General features: G+C 67.4%; 12 protein-coding genes. 6 read left to right on the forward strand and 6 right to left on the reverse strand.

Features of this window, described 5'->3' with window-relative positions; genetic code table 11:
* Positions 1-152 precede the first annotated feature (152 nt).
* Both SFC76_RS18005 and SFC76_RS18010 read right to left on the reverse strand, forming a co-directional pair.
* A complete protein-coding gene (locus SFC76_RS18005) occupies positions 153-2,369 on the reverse strand; it encodes a beta-glucosidase (RefSeq protein WP_322850789.1) in 2,217 nt (738 codons plus the stop codon).
* A gap of 71 nt (positions 2,370-2,440) precedes the next feature.
* Entirely contained in the window at positions 2,441-4,795 is a 2,355-nt protein-coding gene (locus SFC76_RS18010) for a TonB-dependent receptor (RefSeq protein ID WP_322850790.1), read from the reverse strand.
* 252 nt (positions 4,796-5,047) lie between these two features.
* Here SFC76_RS18010 and SFC76_RS18015 point away from each other — a divergent pair, with 252 nt between their 5' ends.
* Genes SFC76_RS18015 through uxuA form a run of 3 tightly spaced genes read left to right on the forward strand, consistent with a single transcriptional unit; the run spans position 5,048 to position 10,261 of the window.
* The gene (locus tag SFC76_RS18015; protein ID WP_322850791.1) at positions 5,048-7,741 is read left to right on the forward strand and encodes a glycoside hydrolase family 2 TIM barrel-domain containing protein; all 2,694 of its coding nucleotides are present in this window, start codon (positions 5,048-5,050) and stop codon (positions 7,739-7,741) included.
* Positions 7,738-9,021, forward strand: coding sequence for an MFS transporter (locus SFC76_RS18020; protein WP_322850792.1), 1,284 nt, complete (start codon positions 7,738-7,740; stop codon positions 9,019-9,021). Before SFC76_RS18015 ends, SFC76_RS18020 begins: the two co-directional genes overlap by 4 nt.
* A gap of 10 nt (positions 9,022-9,031) precedes the next feature.
* Complete coding sequence (uxuA, locus tag SFC76_RS18025) at positions 9,032-10,261, forward strand: mannonate dehydratase (protein WP_322850793.1); 1,230 nt, start codon at positions 9,032-9,034, stop codon at positions 10,259-10,261.
* Here uxuA and SFC76_RS18030 read toward each other — a convergent pair.
* Positions 10,218-11,678, reverse strand: a complete 1,461-nt coding sequence (locus tag SFC76_RS18030) for a PAS domain S-box protein (protein ID WP_416222443.1) — start codon at positions 11,676-11,678, stop codon at positions 10,218-10,220. The two genes, uxuA and SFC76_RS18030, sit on opposite strands and share 44 nt — an antisense overlap.
* Positions 11,679-11,838: 160 nt before the next feature.
* On the opposite strand from SFC76_RS18030, the gene SFC76_RS18035 reads away from it, so the two are divergent.
* The 3 genes from SFC76_RS18035 to SFC76_RS18045 all read left to right on the forward strand — a co-directional run bounded on the left by SFC76_RS18035 (position 11,839) and on the right by SFC76_RS18045 (position 13,208).
* Positions 11,839-12,108 (forward strand): GlsB/YeaQ/YmgE family stress response membrane protein, encoded by a 270-nt coding sequence (locus SFC76_RS18035; RefSeq protein WP_038658230.1) that lies wholly within the window; start codon positions 11,839-11,841, stop codon positions 12,106-12,108.
* 144 nt (positions 12,109-12,252) lie between these two features.
* Positions 12,253-12,555 (forward strand): hypothetical protein, encoded by a 303-nt coding sequence (locus tag SFC76_RS18040; protein WP_322850795.1) that lies wholly within the window; start codon positions 12,253-12,255, stop codon positions 12,553-12,555.
* Between the two features lie 23 nt (positions 12,556-12,578).
* On the forward strand, positions 12,579-13,208 hold the full coding sequence (locus SFC76_RS18045; RefSeq protein ID WP_322850796.1) for a hypothetical protein: 630 nt from the start codon (positions 12,579-12,581) through the stop codon (positions 13,206-13,208).
* Between the two features lie 643 nt (positions 13,209-13,851).
* Here SFC76_RS18045 and SFC76_RS18050 read toward each other — a convergent pair.
* The 3 genes from SFC76_RS18050 to SFC76_RS18060 form a co-directional block, all read right to left on the reverse strand.
* Positions 13,852-15,672 carry a DUF885 domain-containing protein gene (locus SFC76_RS18050; protein ID WP_322850797.1) on the reverse strand — a complete coding sequence of 607 codons (1,821 nt, stop codon included), beginning with the start codon at positions 15,670-15,672 and terminating at the stop codon, positions 13,852-13,854.
* 130 nt (positions 15,673-15,802) lie between these two features.
* Complete coding sequence (locus tag SFC76_RS18055; RefSeq protein WP_322850798.1) at positions 15,803-17,143, reverse strand: sorbosone dehydrogenase family protein; 1,341 nt, start codon at positions 17,141-17,143, stop codon at positions 15,803-15,805.
* Positions 17,140-17,622: a DUF2231 domain-containing protein gene (locus SFC76_RS18060; RefSeq protein ID WP_322850799.1), complete on the reverse strand. Its 483-nt coding sequence runs from the start codon at positions 17,620-17,622 to the stop codon at positions 17,140-17,142. Before SFC76_RS18060 ends, SFC76_RS18055 begins: the two co-directional genes overlap by 4 nt.
* Positions 17,623-17,681: the final 59 nt, after the last annotated feature.

Genomic DNA, 17,681 nt, shown 5'->3' on the forward strand with positions numbered 1-17,681 from the left:
TCGTAAACAGCCCGCACGTCCAACGACTTGGCGGGCTTCTTCGCGTCTGGTTCATGAGCGTTGCGCTGAACCTTCGTCTCCTGGCGGGCCGAACCCAGCGCAAACGCCGCTGGATCCAAACGCAGGCCACCCGTCCTGTTCCAAAGCACCCTCTATCGGCGCAGCAAATTTCTCTCGCGCAGTCTTACTACACCGGTAAGGACCGGGTCCGATGCCGATTTGGCGACTGCCAGTGCGTATCGGCCGCGCTTGATGTGCCAGGCGCCCGCCGCCGTATCGTAACGGGCGAGCAGTCGCGGATCGGCGACGAGCGTCACCGTACGCTGTTCGCCGGGCGCCAGCTCGACGCGGCCGAAGGCGAGCAGGCGCGGCTCGGCGACGCCATCGATCGACCGGAGATACAGTTGCGGCACGTCGGCGCCGGCGAGCTTGCCGGTGTTGCGTACCGTCACGGTGGCGGTGACGGTCCTGCCGCCCTGGACCCTTAGCCCCGAATAAGCGAAGTCGGCGTAGGTCAAGCCATGGCCGAAGGCGTACATCGGCGTCAGACCCTTGCGGGCGAACCAGCGATAGCCGACGTCCGCACCCTCGTTTATCGCCACCGTAACGGGCGTGTTTTCGGGGGTGCCGAAGCTCGGGATCGTCGTTCGCGGCAATTGTTCGACGCCCATCGGGAAGGTGATCGGCAGGCGGCCCGAGGGATTGATCTTGCCGGTCAGCACGTCGGCAATGGCCTGCGCGCCTTCCTGTCCCGGATACCAGGCGGCGAGAATCGCCTTCACCTGGTCGCGCCACGGCATCGCGATGGGATTTCCGGTCTCGAGCACGACGATCGTATTGGGATTGGCCTTGGCGACCGCCGCGACGATCGCATCCTGCCCACGGGGGAGCGCCAGATCGGGCGAATCGAATCCCTCGACCTCATATTTGTTGACGAAGACGATCGCGACATCGGCGCGCGCCGCGACGGCGGCCGCCGCCTGCTGAGAGAGACCGGGATCGAATTCCACCTTCGCCTGCGGTGCGGCGGCGGCGAGCGCGTCGGTCGGGGCGCCGGCGAACCAGCGTGCGATACGCCAGCTACCCATCTGGCCGCTGCCGCCGATCGGATCGCTCGCCGCCCAGCCCTTGGGCGGCAGGCCCTGCGATGAACCGCCGCCGGATAGAACGCCGATCTGCGCCTTCTCGCCGATCACCGCGATCGTTCGTGCGGTCGCCGCGATCGGCAGCACGCCGTCGTTCTTGAGCAATACGATGCCCCGCCGCGCGACCTCGAGCGCGGTGGCGGCGTGCGCGGCCATGTCGACCGGCGCCTGCTGCGACCAGTCGGTGACACCGACCGCCTTCATCGAGCGCAGGATGCGCCGCACCATGTCTGAAAGGCGCGTCCGGTCGAAACTGCCGTCGGCGAGCTTCGCCTTCAGCGGCGCGCCGAACCAGATTTGCTTGTCGAGCTGGTCGCCGGATTGCTGGTCGAGGCCCTTGATCGCGAAATCGGCCGCGGAAACCGCGCCCCAATCGCTCATCACCCAGCCCTTGTAGCGCCAGTCCTGTTTGAGCACGCGATTGAGCAGGAAGTCGTTGCCGCATGCCTTGGCGCCGTTGACGAGGTTGTAGGCGCACATGATCGATCCGGGCTTGCCGGTCTCGATCGCGATCTGGAACGCGAGCAGGTCGGATTCGCGCAATGGCGCCTCATCGATCGTCGCGTTCCAGGTGTGGCGGTTCGTCTCGTTCGAATTGAGGGCGAAATGTTTGGCGGTGGCGATCACCCCGGCCTCCTGCGTGCCGCGGATCGCGGCGCCGCCCATCAAGCCGGAGAGCAGCGGGTCTTCGGAGATATATTCGAAATTGCGGCCGTTGCGCGGATCGCGGGTCAAATTGATGCCGCCGCCCAGCAAGACGTTGAAACCGCGCGCACGCGCCTCCTGGGCGACGAGGGTGCCGCCGCGCCGCGCCATCTCCGGGTCGAAGGTCGCGCCCAGCGCCAATCCGGCGGGAAGCGCGGTGGCGGTATCGTCCTTGCGGATCCCGAACGGATTGGTGACGCCGAGGCTCGCGTCGGTCTCGCGCAATGACGGCACGCCGAGCCGCGCAACGCCGGGAACATAGCCCGCGCCGGGTACGACATCGTCGGGCCAGACGAGATTGGGATCGCCGAAGCCGGGGATACGCAACGCCATGAAACCGTGGATCAGCGAGAACCGCTCGTCGTCGGTCATCCGCGCTTCGGTCTCCGCCGCCCAGCGATCCGCCGCCGCTTCGGCGGGCGCGACGGTGCGCGCCGCCGATCTGGCGAACAGGGGAGCATCGCAGCTTCCGACGACGGCAGCGCATAGCAGCAACAGCGTTCGCATCTTCGTCTTCATCGGGTCACCTGTCTGCGAAACGTGGATCGTAAGGGCCGGTCCCGCGACGCCGCCGCGGGACACGGACGGCATCAGAAGCGCGCGCGCGCGCGGATGCCGGCGTAGCGGCGGGCGTTGCGCGAGAAGGTCTGCGCGACCAGCCCGGCGGTGCCACCCGATGCGATGCCGAGCGCGCTGGCATAATGTTTGTCGAACACGTTGTTGACGAACAGCGCGACGCGCACGCCGCCGCGATCCTTCTGGTCGATGCCGATGCTGCCGTTGACGATCGCATAGGCGCCCTGCACGAGCGCGGGGTTGCTGAAGTCGAACTTCACCGCGCTCTGATAGCTGACGTCGGCCTGGACGAAGCCGTCGAACGGCAATTGCGGCATCGGTACGTCGTAATTGCCGCCGACGTTGAACTTCCAGCGCGGCGCATTGGCCAGGCGCTGCCCCGCCAGGTTCTGGAATCCCGTCGCCGATCCCGCCACCGGCAGGCAGCCCTGCGCCGCGGTCTGGCCGGTATAGCATTGCGCGTTGGGATATTCGCGGATCTTGGCATCGGTGAAGCTCGCGCCGCCGTCGATCGTCAGCATCTCGGTCGGCCGTGCCTGCCACTCCGCCTCGATGCCGCGGGTGCGTACCTTGCCGACGTTGTTGAGCTGCAACTGGATCGTCTGATCCGGCAATTGCACGCCGGACTGTGCCTGGAAATCCTTGAAGTCGGTCCAGAAGGCGGCGACGTTGAGCTGGAAGCGATTGTCGAGGAACCGGCTCTTGAGGCCAAGCTCATAGGCATTCGACGTTTCAGGCCGCACCGGCACCGCTGCGCGCGCGGCGGTGAAGCCCGTCGAGATGTCGTATCCCTGCCCCTTATAGCCGGTGGAATAGGACGCATAGGCCATGATCCGCTCGGCAAGATCCTGACGCAGCGCGATCTTGCCGGTCACGACGCTGTCCTTCGCCTTGCCGAGGCATTGGGCGAGGCAGGTGGCATTGTTCGCCGGCACCGTCGCGGGCGTCACCAGATTGATGAAACGGGCCGAAACATCCTCGTGATTGGCGCGCAGCCCGACATCCAAATGCGTCGCGCGGGCGAGGTCGTAGGAGGCTTGGCCGAACACCGCATAGGTCGTCGTGCCACTGGTCGAATTCCACCGGGCGACGACGGGACCCGAAGGGCCGCGGTCGAAGTTGCGATCGGTCTTGCCGTCGGAATAATAGAAACCGAAGACATAGCTTAGCGGATCGGAGCCCTTGGAGGCGATGCGCAGCTCCTGCGCGAACTGGCGGGCATGGAAGCCGCTCTGCGCGACGATGCCGTTGGCGAGGCCCAGCACCGGACTGGCGATATAGTCGAAATCCTCCATGAAGCGGAAGCGCCAGTCCTGATAGCTGGTGATCGAGACCAGGTTCGCCGCGCCAAGATCGACGGTGACGCGGCCGCTGCCGTTGGTCTGCAGGCTCTTGTTGAACAGCGGGCCGTTGAAGGCGGTGCTGAAATTGTCCTCGCCGGGGGTGATCCCCGTCAGCGTCGCGGTGAGCGGCGTGCCGTAGACCGCGGCGCCGGCGGGCACGGTGCGGAACGTCCGCGCCGTGCCACGGCTTTCGGACATCGAATGACCCGCGATCAGGTCGATGGTGAGGCCGGGCAGGGGATCGATCGCCAGGCGGCCACGCAGGCCGTAGCTGCGATCGTTGTTGAGCCGGCGGCCGTCGTAGACGTTCTTGATGAAGCCGTCGCGATCTCCGTAGAAGCCGTTGAGGCGGAAGCCGACATGCTCCGCGATCGGCCCGGAGATCACCGCATCGACGCGATATTCGTCATCCGTCGTCGCGGTGCCGCTGACCGCGCCGGTCAGCGTGGCGCTCGGCCCCTGCGATACGATGTTGAGCGCGCCGGCCGACGCGTTCTTGCCGAACAGCGTACCCTGCGGACCACGCAACACCTCGATCCGCGCTATGTCGCTGAGGCCCGAGAAGGCCTGCGCTTGCTGCAGCAGGGCGACGTCGTCGACGATGACGGCGACCGATGGCTCGATCGCGGTCGAAAAGGCGACCGTACCGATGCCGCGCAGGTTGATCGAATTGTTGGTCGGCACCGCGCCCGTAGTGACGGTGAGGCTGGGGGCTAGCCGCGTCAGGTCGCTGACCGTCGCGACGTTGCGATTGACCAGAGTATCGGCGGTGATCGCGGTGACCGCGACCGGCACATCCTGCAGATTCTGTTCGCGCTTCTGCGCCGTGACGACGATGTCCTCCAGGGCGCCGGTGTCGGTGGCCGAGGTGTTCGAACCCTGCTGGTCGCCGGGCGGCGAGAGCGGGCTGGCCGCGCCGTTACCGGATGGGGTGTTGGCGGGGGCGATGCCGCCCTCCTGGGCCAACGCCGGGTGCGCCAATGCCAGCGTCGCGACGCCACTCAGCCAAACGATACCTTTGCGCATGCTGTCCTCATCCCTGATGTAACGCCGCATGGTTGCGGTCTGGTAAGGCCACATTAGGTGACTGGTCTGTATAGTCAATATCACCTTATCCGACCACGGGTTGTCCGAAGGTGTTCATGGTCACCATGGGCTCGGCAAGAGGTGGTTTGAGGCCGCAGCGGGCAGGCGGAACGCGTGTCGCCTGATAAGTGGACGAGCCACTGGTAAGGCCGATATTTTGATGTTATCGCCGACCGGACAGGAGAGACAATCATGATGACTGACCGTTTCATGCGGCTGCTCGTCGCTGGCACGCTGGTATCCGGCGTGCCGATCGCCGCGGCACGGGCGCAGGTATCGACGCCGTCCGCGCAGGGCGACGCCCGCGCCAGCCAGCCGCTGACGACCGGCTGGCGTTTCCACCAGGGCGACGCGCCTGCGGACGTCACCGCCGAGGGCTTCGACGATGCGGGCTGGCAGGCGGTCACCGTGCCGCACAGCTGGAACCGCGTCGGCTTCTACCGCCCCGATCCGCAGAACCACATCCACCGTGCCGAAACGGTCGACAAGACGCAGGGGCTCGGCTGGTATCGCCAGCGCTTCGCCGTTCCGGCGGCGATGCGGGGCAAGCGTATCTGGCTGGAGTTCGACGCGGCGAGCCGGACCGCCAGCGTCTGGCTCAACGGCAGGAAGCTCGGCGATCATGCCGGCGGCTTTTCGCGGTTCCGGCTCGATGCCACCGACGCGGTGCGCAAGAGCGGCGACAACGTCCTGGTGGTGCGCACCGACAATAGCGTTCCCGCCGGCAAGGATGCGGCAACCGCCGACATCCTGCCGCTGACCGGCGATTTCTTCGTCCATGGCGGGTTATACCGTCCGGTGCGGCTGATCGCGGTCGATCCCATCCATGTCGATCTCTCCGATTCCGGCGGTTCGGGCGTCTTCGCGACCACCGCCAGCGCCAGCGCGACCGCCGCCCGGATCGATGTCCGGACGCGCGTCGCCAACGCCGGCCGTCGCGCCGGTGCCGCCCGGATCACCGCCAGCCTGATCGATGCCGAGGGACGCGTCGCGGCATCGGCCCGGTCGTCGCTGCAGCTCGCCGGCGGCGCCACGCAGGAGGGCGCGCTGGTCCTCGACGTCGCCGATCCCCACCGCTGGCAGGGGACCGACGATCCCTATCTCTACACGCTGTCGGTCGATGTCACCGATCCGCGCGGTCGCCTGCTCGATCGCGTCCGCCAGCCGTTCGGCATCCGCACGATCCGCATCGACCCCGATCAGGGTCTGTTCCTCAACGACAGGCACGTGTCGCTGCACGGCGTCGGCTATCATCAGGACCGCGAGGGGAAGGGCTGGGCGATCGACGCCGCCGATGTCGCCGCCGATGTCGCCATCATGCGCGAGATGGGCGTCAACGCGATCCGCCTGACGCATTATCAGCATGGCCAGACGATCCACGATCTCGCCGATCGTTATGGCATTCTGGTATGGGACGAGATCCCGCTGGTGTCCGCCTGGACGCGGCGCGGCGAGCTGGAGCCGCGCGCGGCGCTGGTCGACAATGCTCGCCAGCAGATGCGCGAACTGATCCGCCAGAACGGCAACCATCCCTCGGTCGTCACCTGGGGCATCGCCAATGAGGTCGATTTCGGCAATTCCTTCCCGGCCTTCCTGACCGGCTTCGCCGACGGCCGGACACCCGATCCGATGCCGCTGCTCAAGACGTTGCAGGACGTCGCGCATGCCGAGGACCCGAGCCGCCGCACCGCGCTCGCGACCTGTTGCGAAGGGCGGCTGTTCGACGACAAGGTGACCATTCCGACCACCGCAAATGCTGCCGATCTGGGCGGCGCGAACCGCTATTTCGGCTGGTATTTCGGCATTCCCGGCGATCTCGGCCCGCATCTCGACCTGCTCCACGCCAAACGCCCGCAACAACCTTTGTCGGTGACCGAATATGGCGCTGGCGGTGCGACCACCATTCATACCGACGACGTCCACGGCGGCCCGATCGACTCGCGCGGGCGCGTCCAGCCCGAGGAATATGAGAGCTATATCCATGAGGAGGCGTGGAAGACGCTGAAGGCGCGACCTTATCTCTGGGCGACGTTCCTGTGGAATTCGTTCGACTTCGCAACGACGATCCGGGCCGAAGGCGATGCGCAGGACATCAATACCAAGGGGCTGGTCACCTACGACCGGGCGATCCGCAAGGACGCGTATTACTTCTACAAGGCCAATTGGAGCCAGACGCCGACGGTCCATATCAACGGGCGGCGGTATGTAGACCGCGCCTATCCGGTCACCGACGTGCGCGTCTACAGCAACGCGGTCTCGACCGACCTGCTGCTCAATGGGCGCTCGTTGGGAACGCGCAGCGGCTGCCCGGATCGCATCTGCGTCTGGCAGAACGTCGCGCTCGCGGCGGGAAGCAACGCGCTCGTCGCGCGCGGCGGAACCACCGAGGACCGCGTCGATTGGACGCTCTCCGCTGACGCTGCTGCCAACGTCCGCATCGACGCCGGCGCGATCGTCCCTGCGCCCGCGACGCGGCGGTTCGGGTCCGACGCCTTCTTCACCGGCGGGACGGCGGGAACGCTGACCAAGCCCGCCGATTACGGCAAGCCTGCGGTCGCGGCGGTGATCGCGGGCACGGCGGATGCCGCGGTGGCGGCGACCTATCGCGAAGGCCGCTTCGCTTATGCGATCCCGCTGGCCGATGGTCGCTACACGGTGACCGTGACCTTCGTCGAACCGGCGCTGGCGGCGGGCGCACGCGTGTTCGACGTCACCGCCGACGGCAAGCCCATCGTCAAAGGGCTCGACATCGCGCGCCAAGCCGGCGGCACGGCGAAGGCGCTGACCCGCAGCGCGGTGGTCACGGTGCGCGGCGGCAAGCTCGATCTCGCCTTCGTCCCCGCCAAGGGCGACGCGATCGTCTCCGGCATCGAGATCGTGCGATGAGCCAGGCTCGGCGTAGCTGGCGCGACATTCCCTTACGCTGGCGGCTGATCGGGCTGGTGACGTTGGGGACGATCCTCAACTACCTCGCCCGCTCGACGCTGTCGGTCGCGGCGCCGCAGCTCAAGACCGAATTCGGCATGACGACCGAGGATTACAGTTGGGTCGTGCTGGCATTCCAGGCGAGCTATACCGTGATGCAGACCGTCGCGGGCGGGGTGCTCGACGCGCTGGGCACGCGGCTCGGCTTCTTCCTGTTCGCGATCGGTTGGGCGCTCGCCAACATGGCGCATGCGCTGGCGACGGGCTGGCCGAGCCTCGCGCTGTTTCGCGCGCTGCTCGGCGCCAGCGAAGCGGCGGCGATCCCGGCAGGCGCCAAGACGGTGTCCGAATGGTTTCCGCCGCGCGAACGCTCGCTGGCGACCAGCGTGTTCCAGATGGGCACCAGCGTCGGCAATATGATCGCGCCGCCGCTCGTCGCTTTCTGCATCCTCGCCTGGAACTGGCAGGCGGCGTTCGTCGTCACCGGGGGGCTCAGCCTCGTCTGGGCCTTGCTCTGGTATTGGGCCTATCGCAGCCCCGCGGATCATCCGGCACTGAGCGTCGCCGAGCGCGATGCGATTTCCGCGGCGCGTGACGAGGACGTCGGTGGCAAGCCGGCGACGCGCCGGGATCTGCTCAAAAGCCGCGCGTTCTGGGGTATCGCGGTCCCGCGGTTCCTCGCCGAACCGGCGTGGCAGACGTTCAACTTCTTCATCCCGCTGTATCTCGTCTCGGTCTGGCAGCTCGATCTGAAGAGCATCGCGCTGTGGGCATGGATGCCGTTCCTCGCAGCCGATTTCGGCAGTCTCGCCGCGGGCGTGCTGCCGAACTGGCTGATGCGGCGCGACGTGTCGCTGGTCGCGTCGCGCAAGATCACGATGACGGTCGGCGCGATCTGCATGATCGGGCCGGCGTGCATCGGTCTCGCCGCCTCGCCGGGGGTCGCGATCCTGCTGTTCTGCATCGGCGGATTTGCGCATCAGATGTTGAGCGGGGCGCTGATCACCTTGTGCGCGGACATGTTCGACAGCCGCACCGTCGGGACGGCGAGCGGCATGGCGGGCACCTCTGCCTGGGTCGGCGGCATGCTGTTCACCTTGCTGATCGGGCAGAGCGCGGATGCCTGGGGCTATGATCCGTTGTTCGCGGCACTGGCCGGCCTCGACCTGCTCGCCGCCGCCGTTCTGTGGAGCCTGCTGCGCGCCAAACCGCGCGCGGCCACGACGATTGTGGAAGACTGATATCGTGTTGATGACACAGACGATGCGCTGGTTCGGGCCGGCCGACCCGGTACGGTTGCGCGATATCCGCCAAGCGGGCGCAGGCGGTGTGGTGACCGCGCTGCACGAGGTGCCGAACGGCGCGGTGTGGCACCGCGACGCGATCGCCGAGCGCAAGGCGATGGTGGCGGCCGCGGGGCTCGACTGGACCGTGGTCGAGAGCCTGCCGGTCGACGAGCGGATCAAGACGCGCTCGGGCGATTGGGACATGCTGATCGACCATTACCGGCAGAGCCTCGTCAACCTCGCCAGCTGCGGGATCGATGTGGTGACGTATAATTTCATGCCGTTGCTCGACTGGACGCGGACCGATCTCGACTGGGAACTGCCCGATGGCGCGCGCGCGTTGCGGTTCGAGGCGGTGGCAGTCGCGGCCTACGACCTGCACATCCTGCAGCGGCCGGGCGCGGAGGACAGCTATGACGCGCCGACGCGCCGCGCGGCGGCGGCGCGTTTCGCCGCGATGGACGCGACGGCACGCGCAAAACTGGAGCGGACGATCATCGCCGGTCTGCCGGGAAGCGAGGAGGGGTTCACCTCCGCCGCATTCCTGCGGGCGATCGGCACCTATGCCGACGTCGATGCGGCGCGGTTGCGCGATCATCACGTCGCCTTTCTCGAGGCGGTGTGTCCGCTGGCGGACGAACTGGGGATCAGGCTGGTCGTCCATCCCGACGATCCGCCCTTTCCGATCTTCGGCTTGCCGCGCGTCGTCAGCACGGAGGCGGATGTCGCCGACCTCTTCGCGCGCGTGCCCAACGCATCGAACGGCCTGTGTCTGTGCACCGGATCGTTCGGGGTGCGGGCCGACAACGATTTGCCGGGCATGGTCGATCGGCTGGGCGATCGCATCGGTTTCCTCCATCTGCGCTCCGTCAAGCGCGAGGCGAACGGCGCGTTTCACGAGGCCGAGCATCTCGGCGGCGACGCCGGCATGACGGCGGTCGTCGCGGCGGTGCATCGCCTCTCGGTCCGCGAGGGGCGCAGCATCCCGATGCGACCCGACCACGGCCATCAGATGCTCGACGATCTCGGCCGGACGACCAATCCCGGCTATTCGCTGCTCGGGCGGATGCGCGGCCTCGCCGAATTGCGCGGACTCGAACGCGGCATCGCGCACGGCGCCGATGACTGTCGATCCGCGCTGGGGCCGCGAGCTACGAGCCGTGCGAGCCCATGCCGCGTTCCCGACCCCAGATGACCGCGCCGCTGCGCCGGCTCACCCCCAATTTGGCGTAGATCCGCGCGACGTGGTTGCGCACGGTGTTGCGTGACAGGCTCAGGCGCTCGGCGATGCCGGTATCGTCCAGATCGTCGCAGATCAGGCCGAGTACCTCCCGCTCGCGGGGGCTGAGGTCTTCGGCGGGAGACTGCGTCTGCGGGCGGCGGAGGGTGGCCAGCTTGTCGAGGATGGAGCGGCTCAACCAGCTCGTATCCTGCATCACCTCGTCGATGGCCTTGGCGAGTTCGAGTTCGTCGCGGCGGCGCTCGGTCACGTCCTGATAGACCCACAACACGCAATCCGTCCCATCGACGTTGATGGCCTCGCCCGACACGAGGCAGTCGATCAATCCGCCCGTGCGCGACCGCAGCCGCGCTTCATAGTGGCGCAGCGTGCCGTGTTCCGCCACGAGCCGGTCCGCTGCGTGATAGGCGTCGCGTACGTCCCACACGCCTTGGCCGTCCGTCGCGGGCCCGGTCAGCTCTGCGCCGTCATATCCCGTCAGTGCCCGGAACGCCGCGTTGACGCGGGTGATCGACCGGTCGGCGCCTTGCGTCACCGCCATGGCGACGGGGGCCATCTCGAACACGGTCAGAAGATGCCGTTCGCTGGCGGCGAGCGCCTGTTCCGCCTCGCGGCGCGGCTGAAGGTCGGCAAAGGTGAGCAGCAGCGCGTCCTCTTGCGTGACGTCGATCGGCTGGCCGGCAAACAAGACCAGCCGCCGCGATCCGTCCGCCGCGAGCAATTCGGCTTCGGCCTGGGGCACGACCCGCCCCTCCTCGATCAACGTCTTGACCTTTTTCGCGTCCGCCAAGCCGCCGAGCAGATCGAGGCCGAACAGCGCCTTGCCCCTCAGGTCGTCTTCGCCGAACCCCGTCAGCGCCTGGAATCCCTGATTGGCCCGCATCACGCGCAGATCGGACAGGCGCACGACCAGCGCCGGCGCCGGGTTCGCCTGGAACATCGCCTTGAACCGCGCTTCGGCATCGAACCGCGCGGAGACATCGCAGAGAACGAGGGCGAGATAGTCGGGCTCTCCGCCATCCACATCCATCGTGACGTCGCGAACCTGATGCACCCAGCGCACCTCGTCCTCGCCCGCCGGCATCACCTCGACGATCTCGTCCGGAAAGCTGTCCCCGGCGAGCAGCCGGAACAGCGGATAGTCGCGGCGCTTCAGCCGCCGGCCGGTGCCGGAGCGGAGCGTGAAGCGTTCGGCATAGCCTTCGGCGCTCGCACCCAGATCCTCGAGCTTTTCGATGCCGTGCATGCGCAAGGCCGCGGCGTTGGCACTCAGGATCATGCCGGTGGCATCGAGCAGGATCACACCGTCGAGCAACTGCGCCATAAGCTGTTTGAGGTGGCGGAGCGTCGGCGAGGAAGCGGGTGTCGGCATGGTCCTACAAGCGCGCGGGCGGCGCCGACGTTCCCGATCGATACTAGTCCGATTAGTGCTGGTGCACCAATGGTCCCGGCCCGCGATCCGGTGCCGATCTGAACATCATCGTGCCGTCGCCCGTTGAGCGACCACGAATTCATGATGTGAAGGAACCACCATGGGACTGATTGTACTTCTTATCGTCGGCGGATTGATCGGCTGGGTGGCGAGCATGATCATGCGCACCGACGGCCAGCAGGGGATTTTCCTCAACATCGTCGTCGGCATCGTCGGCGCCATGCTGGCGGGCTTCCTGATCACCCCGTTGATCGGCGGCGCACCGATCACCAGCGGCGTGATCAGCATCCAGTCCGTGGTGGTATCGCTGCTGGGCGCGGTGGTGCTGCTGGCGATCATCAACCTCTTTCGCCGCGGCGCGGTGCGCTGAGCGACAGCTCGGCCGTGCGTCCCGCCCGACCGGGCGGGGCGATACGGCCGGGCCGACGCGCGAGCGACATCGCCGGCCGGTCCCGCGAACGCGGGCCGTTCGCAGACCCGGCGAGCACACGACAACATCAACCCAGGAGAGTTTATGGTTCGATATCTGCTGGCCGCCTCGGCCGTCGCCCTGTTCGCCAGCGCCGCGCCGGCGCAGACGCAGGCCGGCTCCCATAACCCGGCGGTAAAGAACGGCGCGCCGCACGGCGTCGCGGCGCCCGCCAAGGGCGCCAATTCGTTCACCGAGGACCAGGCGCGCGGTCGCTTTGCGAAGGCGGGCTACACGCTCGCGTCCAAGCTCACCAAGCAGAACGGCCTTTGGCAGGGTGCGGCGACCAAGGGCGGAAAGCAGCTCACGGTGATGCTGGACTACAAGGGCAACATCACCACGCGCTGATCGAATTCACCAGGAGAGATTTCATGTCACAGACCATCACGCGACTGTTCGACAATTATGCAGATGCCACCACCGCAGTCCGCGATCTGGAACAGCTCGGGATCGCGCATGGCGATCTGAGCATCGTCGCGAGCAATGCCGACGGCCATCACGACGACCGTACCGCGCACGATCATGACGGTGTCAACGATCACGGCGATGTCAGCCGTGGCGTATCGACCGGCGCGATGCTGGGCGGGGCTGGCGGTCTGCTCGCGGGGCTCGGGCTTCTCGCCATCCCCGGGCTCGGACCGATCGTCGCTGCCGGATGGCTTGCGGCGACGGCCGCCGGCGCCGGGATAGGCGCAGCGGGCGGCGCGGCGACGGGCACCATCGTCGGCGCGCTCAAGGACGCCGGGCATGACGAGAACGACGCCCACGTCTATGCCGAGGGTGTCCGTCGCGGCGGGTCGCTGGTGAGCGCCAAGGTGCCCGACGCGTTGGTCGGCGAGGCCGAAGCCGTGCTCGACCGGAACGGTTCGGTGACGGCGGCGACGCGCGGCGCCAGCTATCGCGAGAGCGGCTGGAGCTCGTTCGATCCGGATGCGCCTGCCTATACCGCCGATCAGGTGCGCGAGGAGCGCACCCGCTACGCCCAGCCGGCGCGCTTCTGACCGCAGCCTCCGCTCCCGCCGACCGGCGGGAGCGGAGGGGCGGCGTTGATGTCGCAGGCCCTTGGATCGTCACCCCGGACTTGATCCGGGGTTCCGCTGTAGGCTTCGGCCGCAGGAAAGCGGGACCCCGGCTCAGGGCCGGGGTGACGGCTGATCACGGTTCCGATCAAAGCGATACGGCCTGGGTTGATGTCGCAGGCTCTTGGATCGTCACCCCGGACTTGATCCGGGGTCCCGCTGTGGGCGGGATCGACATTCATCGTCGGAGCGTAAGTCCTCCCCCGCCAGGGGGAGGTGGCATGCCGCAGGCATGTCGGAGGGGGAGGAAAGGGAAACGTCGGTTCCGTGTCCTCCCCTCCGTCACGGCTTCGCCGCGCCACAGTGCCGGGTCGGTCATGCCCCCGGCATGACCTTGAACGGCCGGGGGCCGTTCAACCCGGCACTCCCTGGCGGGGGAGGAATTACAATAGCCCACAAGCTGAATGGCGATCGGCCTTAGGCTCCGGCCTCGGGAAAAGCGGGATCCCGGCTCAGGGCCGGGGTGACGGTCGAAGGCACCGTTCGGATCAGAGCGATACGGGTTCGGCCCGTAACCCTGACCGTCGAACGGCCATGGCCCGATCGGCCATTCCTTCCCCGCCGCTCATGCGCGGCCGCCGTTGGCGATGAAGGCGTCGACGCGGGTTTCCAGTACCTTGAGCGGCAGTGCGCCGGCCAGCAGGACCGCATCGTGGAAGCGGCCGATCGAGAAGGCCGCGCCGAGGGCCGCTTTCGCTTTTTCGCGCAGGCGCAGGATGGTGATCTTGCCGACCATATAGCTGCTCGCCTGACCGGGGGAGACCGCATAGCGTTCGATCTCCTGCGTCGACAGCGAGATGGGGTCGCCGTCGATGCCGCTGAGCGTCGCGATCGCTTTCTCGCGGCTCCAGCGCTTGGCGTGGATGCCGGTGTCGACGACGAGCCGGCCGGAGCGGAGCAGCGCGTCGTGGATATAGCCCAGCTCCCACGCCGGCTGATCCCTGTAGAAGTTCATCTCGTCGGCGAGCTGTTCGGCATAGAGCGCCCAGCCTTCGATATAGGCGCCGAAGAACAGGATCTTGCGGTACATCGGCAGCGCCGATTCACGCTGCAGCGTGATCTGGAGATGGTGGCCGGGCACGCCTTCGTGGAAGGTCGTCGTCGGCATGTCCCAGAACGGCGCCTCGGCGGTGTCGCGCAGGTTGAGCCAGTAGATGCCGGGGCGCGTGCCGTCGAGGCTTCCCTCCGTATAATGGGTCGAAGAGGCCGCCTCGGTCGCTGCGGGGATGCGGCGGATTTCGAGCGGCGTCTTGGGCAGCGTCGCGAAATAGGCCGGCAGCCGCTGCTGCATCGCCTGGACCAGCGCGTTGAGGTCGGCGATCTCCTTGGTCTTGCCGGCGTCGGTGTTGGGATAGAGGTAGCGCGGGTCCTTGAAGAGGCCGGCGTACCGTTCGGCGACGGTGCCCTTGGTCATGCCGAGCTTGCCGAACAGCATGTCGGCGCGCGCACTCAATTCACGCGTGACGTCGAGCCCCATCTGGTGAACCTCGTCGGGCGACAGGTCGCTCGTCGTCGCCGCGCGCAGCGATGCGGCATAATAAGCGTCGCCGTCGGGCAACCGCCAGACGCCCGCATCGTGCACCGCCTTCGCCCGCAGCGTCGTGAGCAGCGCCATCTGCCGGTCGAGCGCCGGAACCACTTTCTTGTCGTAGATCGCGCTGGCACGGGCCTGCCAGTCGCCGGCGATCCCCTTCGCCTGCGCGCGGGTCGCGAGCGAGGTGACGAGCGTCGAGGATGCGGCGGGTTGGCGCAGCACCTTCATCTGCCCCAGCGCGCCGTCGATTGCGAAATCGGGCGGGACGACGCCGAGGCCGGCATCGTGGCGGACGCGCTCGATTTCCTGATCCATAACGACGGCGAAGGCGTCGAGGCGGGAGAGATAGGCCTCGCAGTCCGCCGCGGTCGCGATCGTATGCTGGCTGTCGAGGAAGTCGGGCGTACCCGAATAGGCGCCGCTCAGTTGCGACAGGACATACGGGCTGCCCGCACCGGTGCCGCCATAAGCGAAGCGGCGATCGGCGGCGTCGGTCGCTTCGGTGTCGTAGAGGACGGCATCATAATTGATCGCGGCAGGGGCGCTCAATTGCGCGCGGTCGATGCGGCGGAGCTGGCCGAGCTGCTCCGTCACCAGGCGCTTGCGCCGCGCGAGCGCGGCCGGCGACGCGTCGTCGAGGCGGCGCTTCGCCGACGCCCGCGTGTCGGTATCGACGCCGAGCGAGGTCGCCAGCGTCGGGCTCTCGTCGAGCGCGGTCTTGTAGAAATCGTCGAGCAGGCGCGCCAATGCCGCATCGGCGGGTCCGGCTGCCGTGGTCGCCGCAGCGGACGCGCCCCGCGACAGGGCCAGGGTCGCGGCGGAGCCCAGACAGAACAGACGGCGATCGAGCATCCATGATTTCCTTTGTCGCGCAACGGCTTCGGCCAGAATGCCGGGCGTTTCGCAGACGCCGCTATATCGAGCGGATTTGGGATAGGACAGTCGCGTAAGACCTATCGTCGCACCCCGGCGCGTCGCCTGCTCATCGTGCCGCGGACACCCGCCACACGACGTTGCCCGCATCGTCGGCGACGAGCACGGCACCGGTGCGATCGACGGCCACGCCGACCGGACGGCCGCGTACCTTGCTGCCGTCCGCGGTCAGGAAGCCGGACAGAAAATCCTGTGGCTTGGCGGAGGGGCGGGCATTGGCGAAGGGGACGAAGATCACCTTGTAGCCGTTGAGTTCGTCGCGGTCCCAACTGCCGTGTTCGCCGATCAACGCACCGCCGCGGTATTTCGCGGGCAGGCTGCTGCCGGTGTAGAAGGTGAGGCCGAGCGCGGCGACATGGCTGCTCAACGCGTAATCGGGGGGGATCGCGCGCGCGACGAGATCGGGGCGCTGCGGCATGACGCGGGGATCGACGTGCTGGCCGTAATAACTGTACGGCCAACCGTAGAAGCCGCCGTCGCGCACCGAGGTCAGATAATCGGGGACGAGGTTCGGCCCCAGTTCGTCCCGCTCGTTGGCGACGACCCACAAGGTGTTGGTGCCGGGATAGAAACTCGGGCTGTTCGGATTGCGCAACCCCGAGGCGAAGACCCGCGACCGGCCGGTCGCGCGATCGATCTCCCAGACTGCAGCGCGGTTCTTTTCCGCCTCCATGCCGTTTTCGGTGATGTTGCTGTTCGAACCGACCGTTGCGTACAACAGGGTGCCGTCGGGGCTGAGCGTCAGGCTCTTGGTCCAGTGATGGTCGATCGGGCCGCCGGGCAATTCGGTCAGGCGCACCGGCGCCGCGGTGATCCGGGTCTGGCCGAGCGCATAGGGATAGCGCAGCACCGCGTCCGTCGCCGCGACGTACAGATAGCCGTCGGCGAAGACGACGCCGAACGGCGAGTTGAGATGGCCGAGCAGGACGGTGCGCAGCTCCGGAACGCCGTCGCCGTCGGCATCGCGCAACAGGGTGATCTGGTTGGTCGCGCCCTTGGGCTTGGCGCCGCTCTGACCGGTTGCGCGCTTCTGCACCCAGGAGACGATCGGGTTCTTGGGGCGGGTGATCGGATCGAGATTGGGACCCTGCGATTCGACGACGAGCACATCGCCATTGGGCAGCGCGAGCATGTTGCGGGGATGGTTGAGATCGCGCGCCAGCGCCTGCACGCGCAGCCCGGCCGGTGCGATCGGCGTCTCGTTCGCGCCCCAGCCGACGACTTCGGCGACATGGATCGGTGGCACGAGATATTGCTGCGGGGCGGGCAGGACCGGATTGGGGCCGATCTGGCTGTTGCGATCGAATTTGGCACCGCCATCGTTACAGCCGGCTAGGGCCAGCACCAGCGCGGAGGCGGCGCCGGCGAGGATCGTACGGGTCACGGTCATGACCGAACCCCGACGCGATGCTTGTAGACGAGCGAACCGCCGAGCCACGCGCTGACGCCAAGCAGCAGCACCGAGATCGCCGACAGCGTCAGTCCGGTCGGCACCACGGCGGTCCAGCCGTCGCGGCTGTGGACGAAGGCGTTGACGATCTCGATCACGAAGACGCTGAGGTTGATGATCATATGCGGGGTCGCCGGGCGCGCGGCGCGGACGCGGCGATCGCCGGCGTAATCGATGATCCCGGTCAGCGCGGCGAGGCCGCCCATCACCAGTCCGGCGGTGATCAGCCAGATCGAGAAATTGCTCCACTGGACGTTGGCCGAGCCGAGATAGGCGAGATCGGTGATCAACGCGCCGACGAAGCAGACGATCGGGAAGGGCACCAGCATCGGATGCAGGGGGTGACCGAACAGCTTCGCCGTCGATCGCGGGTTGCCCTCGTCGCGCGCGGCGCGATCTGACGGTGTGTTGGCGCTCATCGCATTAGAGCGCAACGCACGCCGATCCGTTCCCTGATCGCGAAGATATGGCCGCGCCG

Origin of the sequence: Sphingomonas sp. CD22, assembly GCF_034556155.1 — a bacterium.
Taxonomy (GTDB): domain Bacteria; phylum Pseudomonadota; class Alphaproteobacteria; order Sphingomonadales; family Sphingomonadaceae; genus Sphingomonas.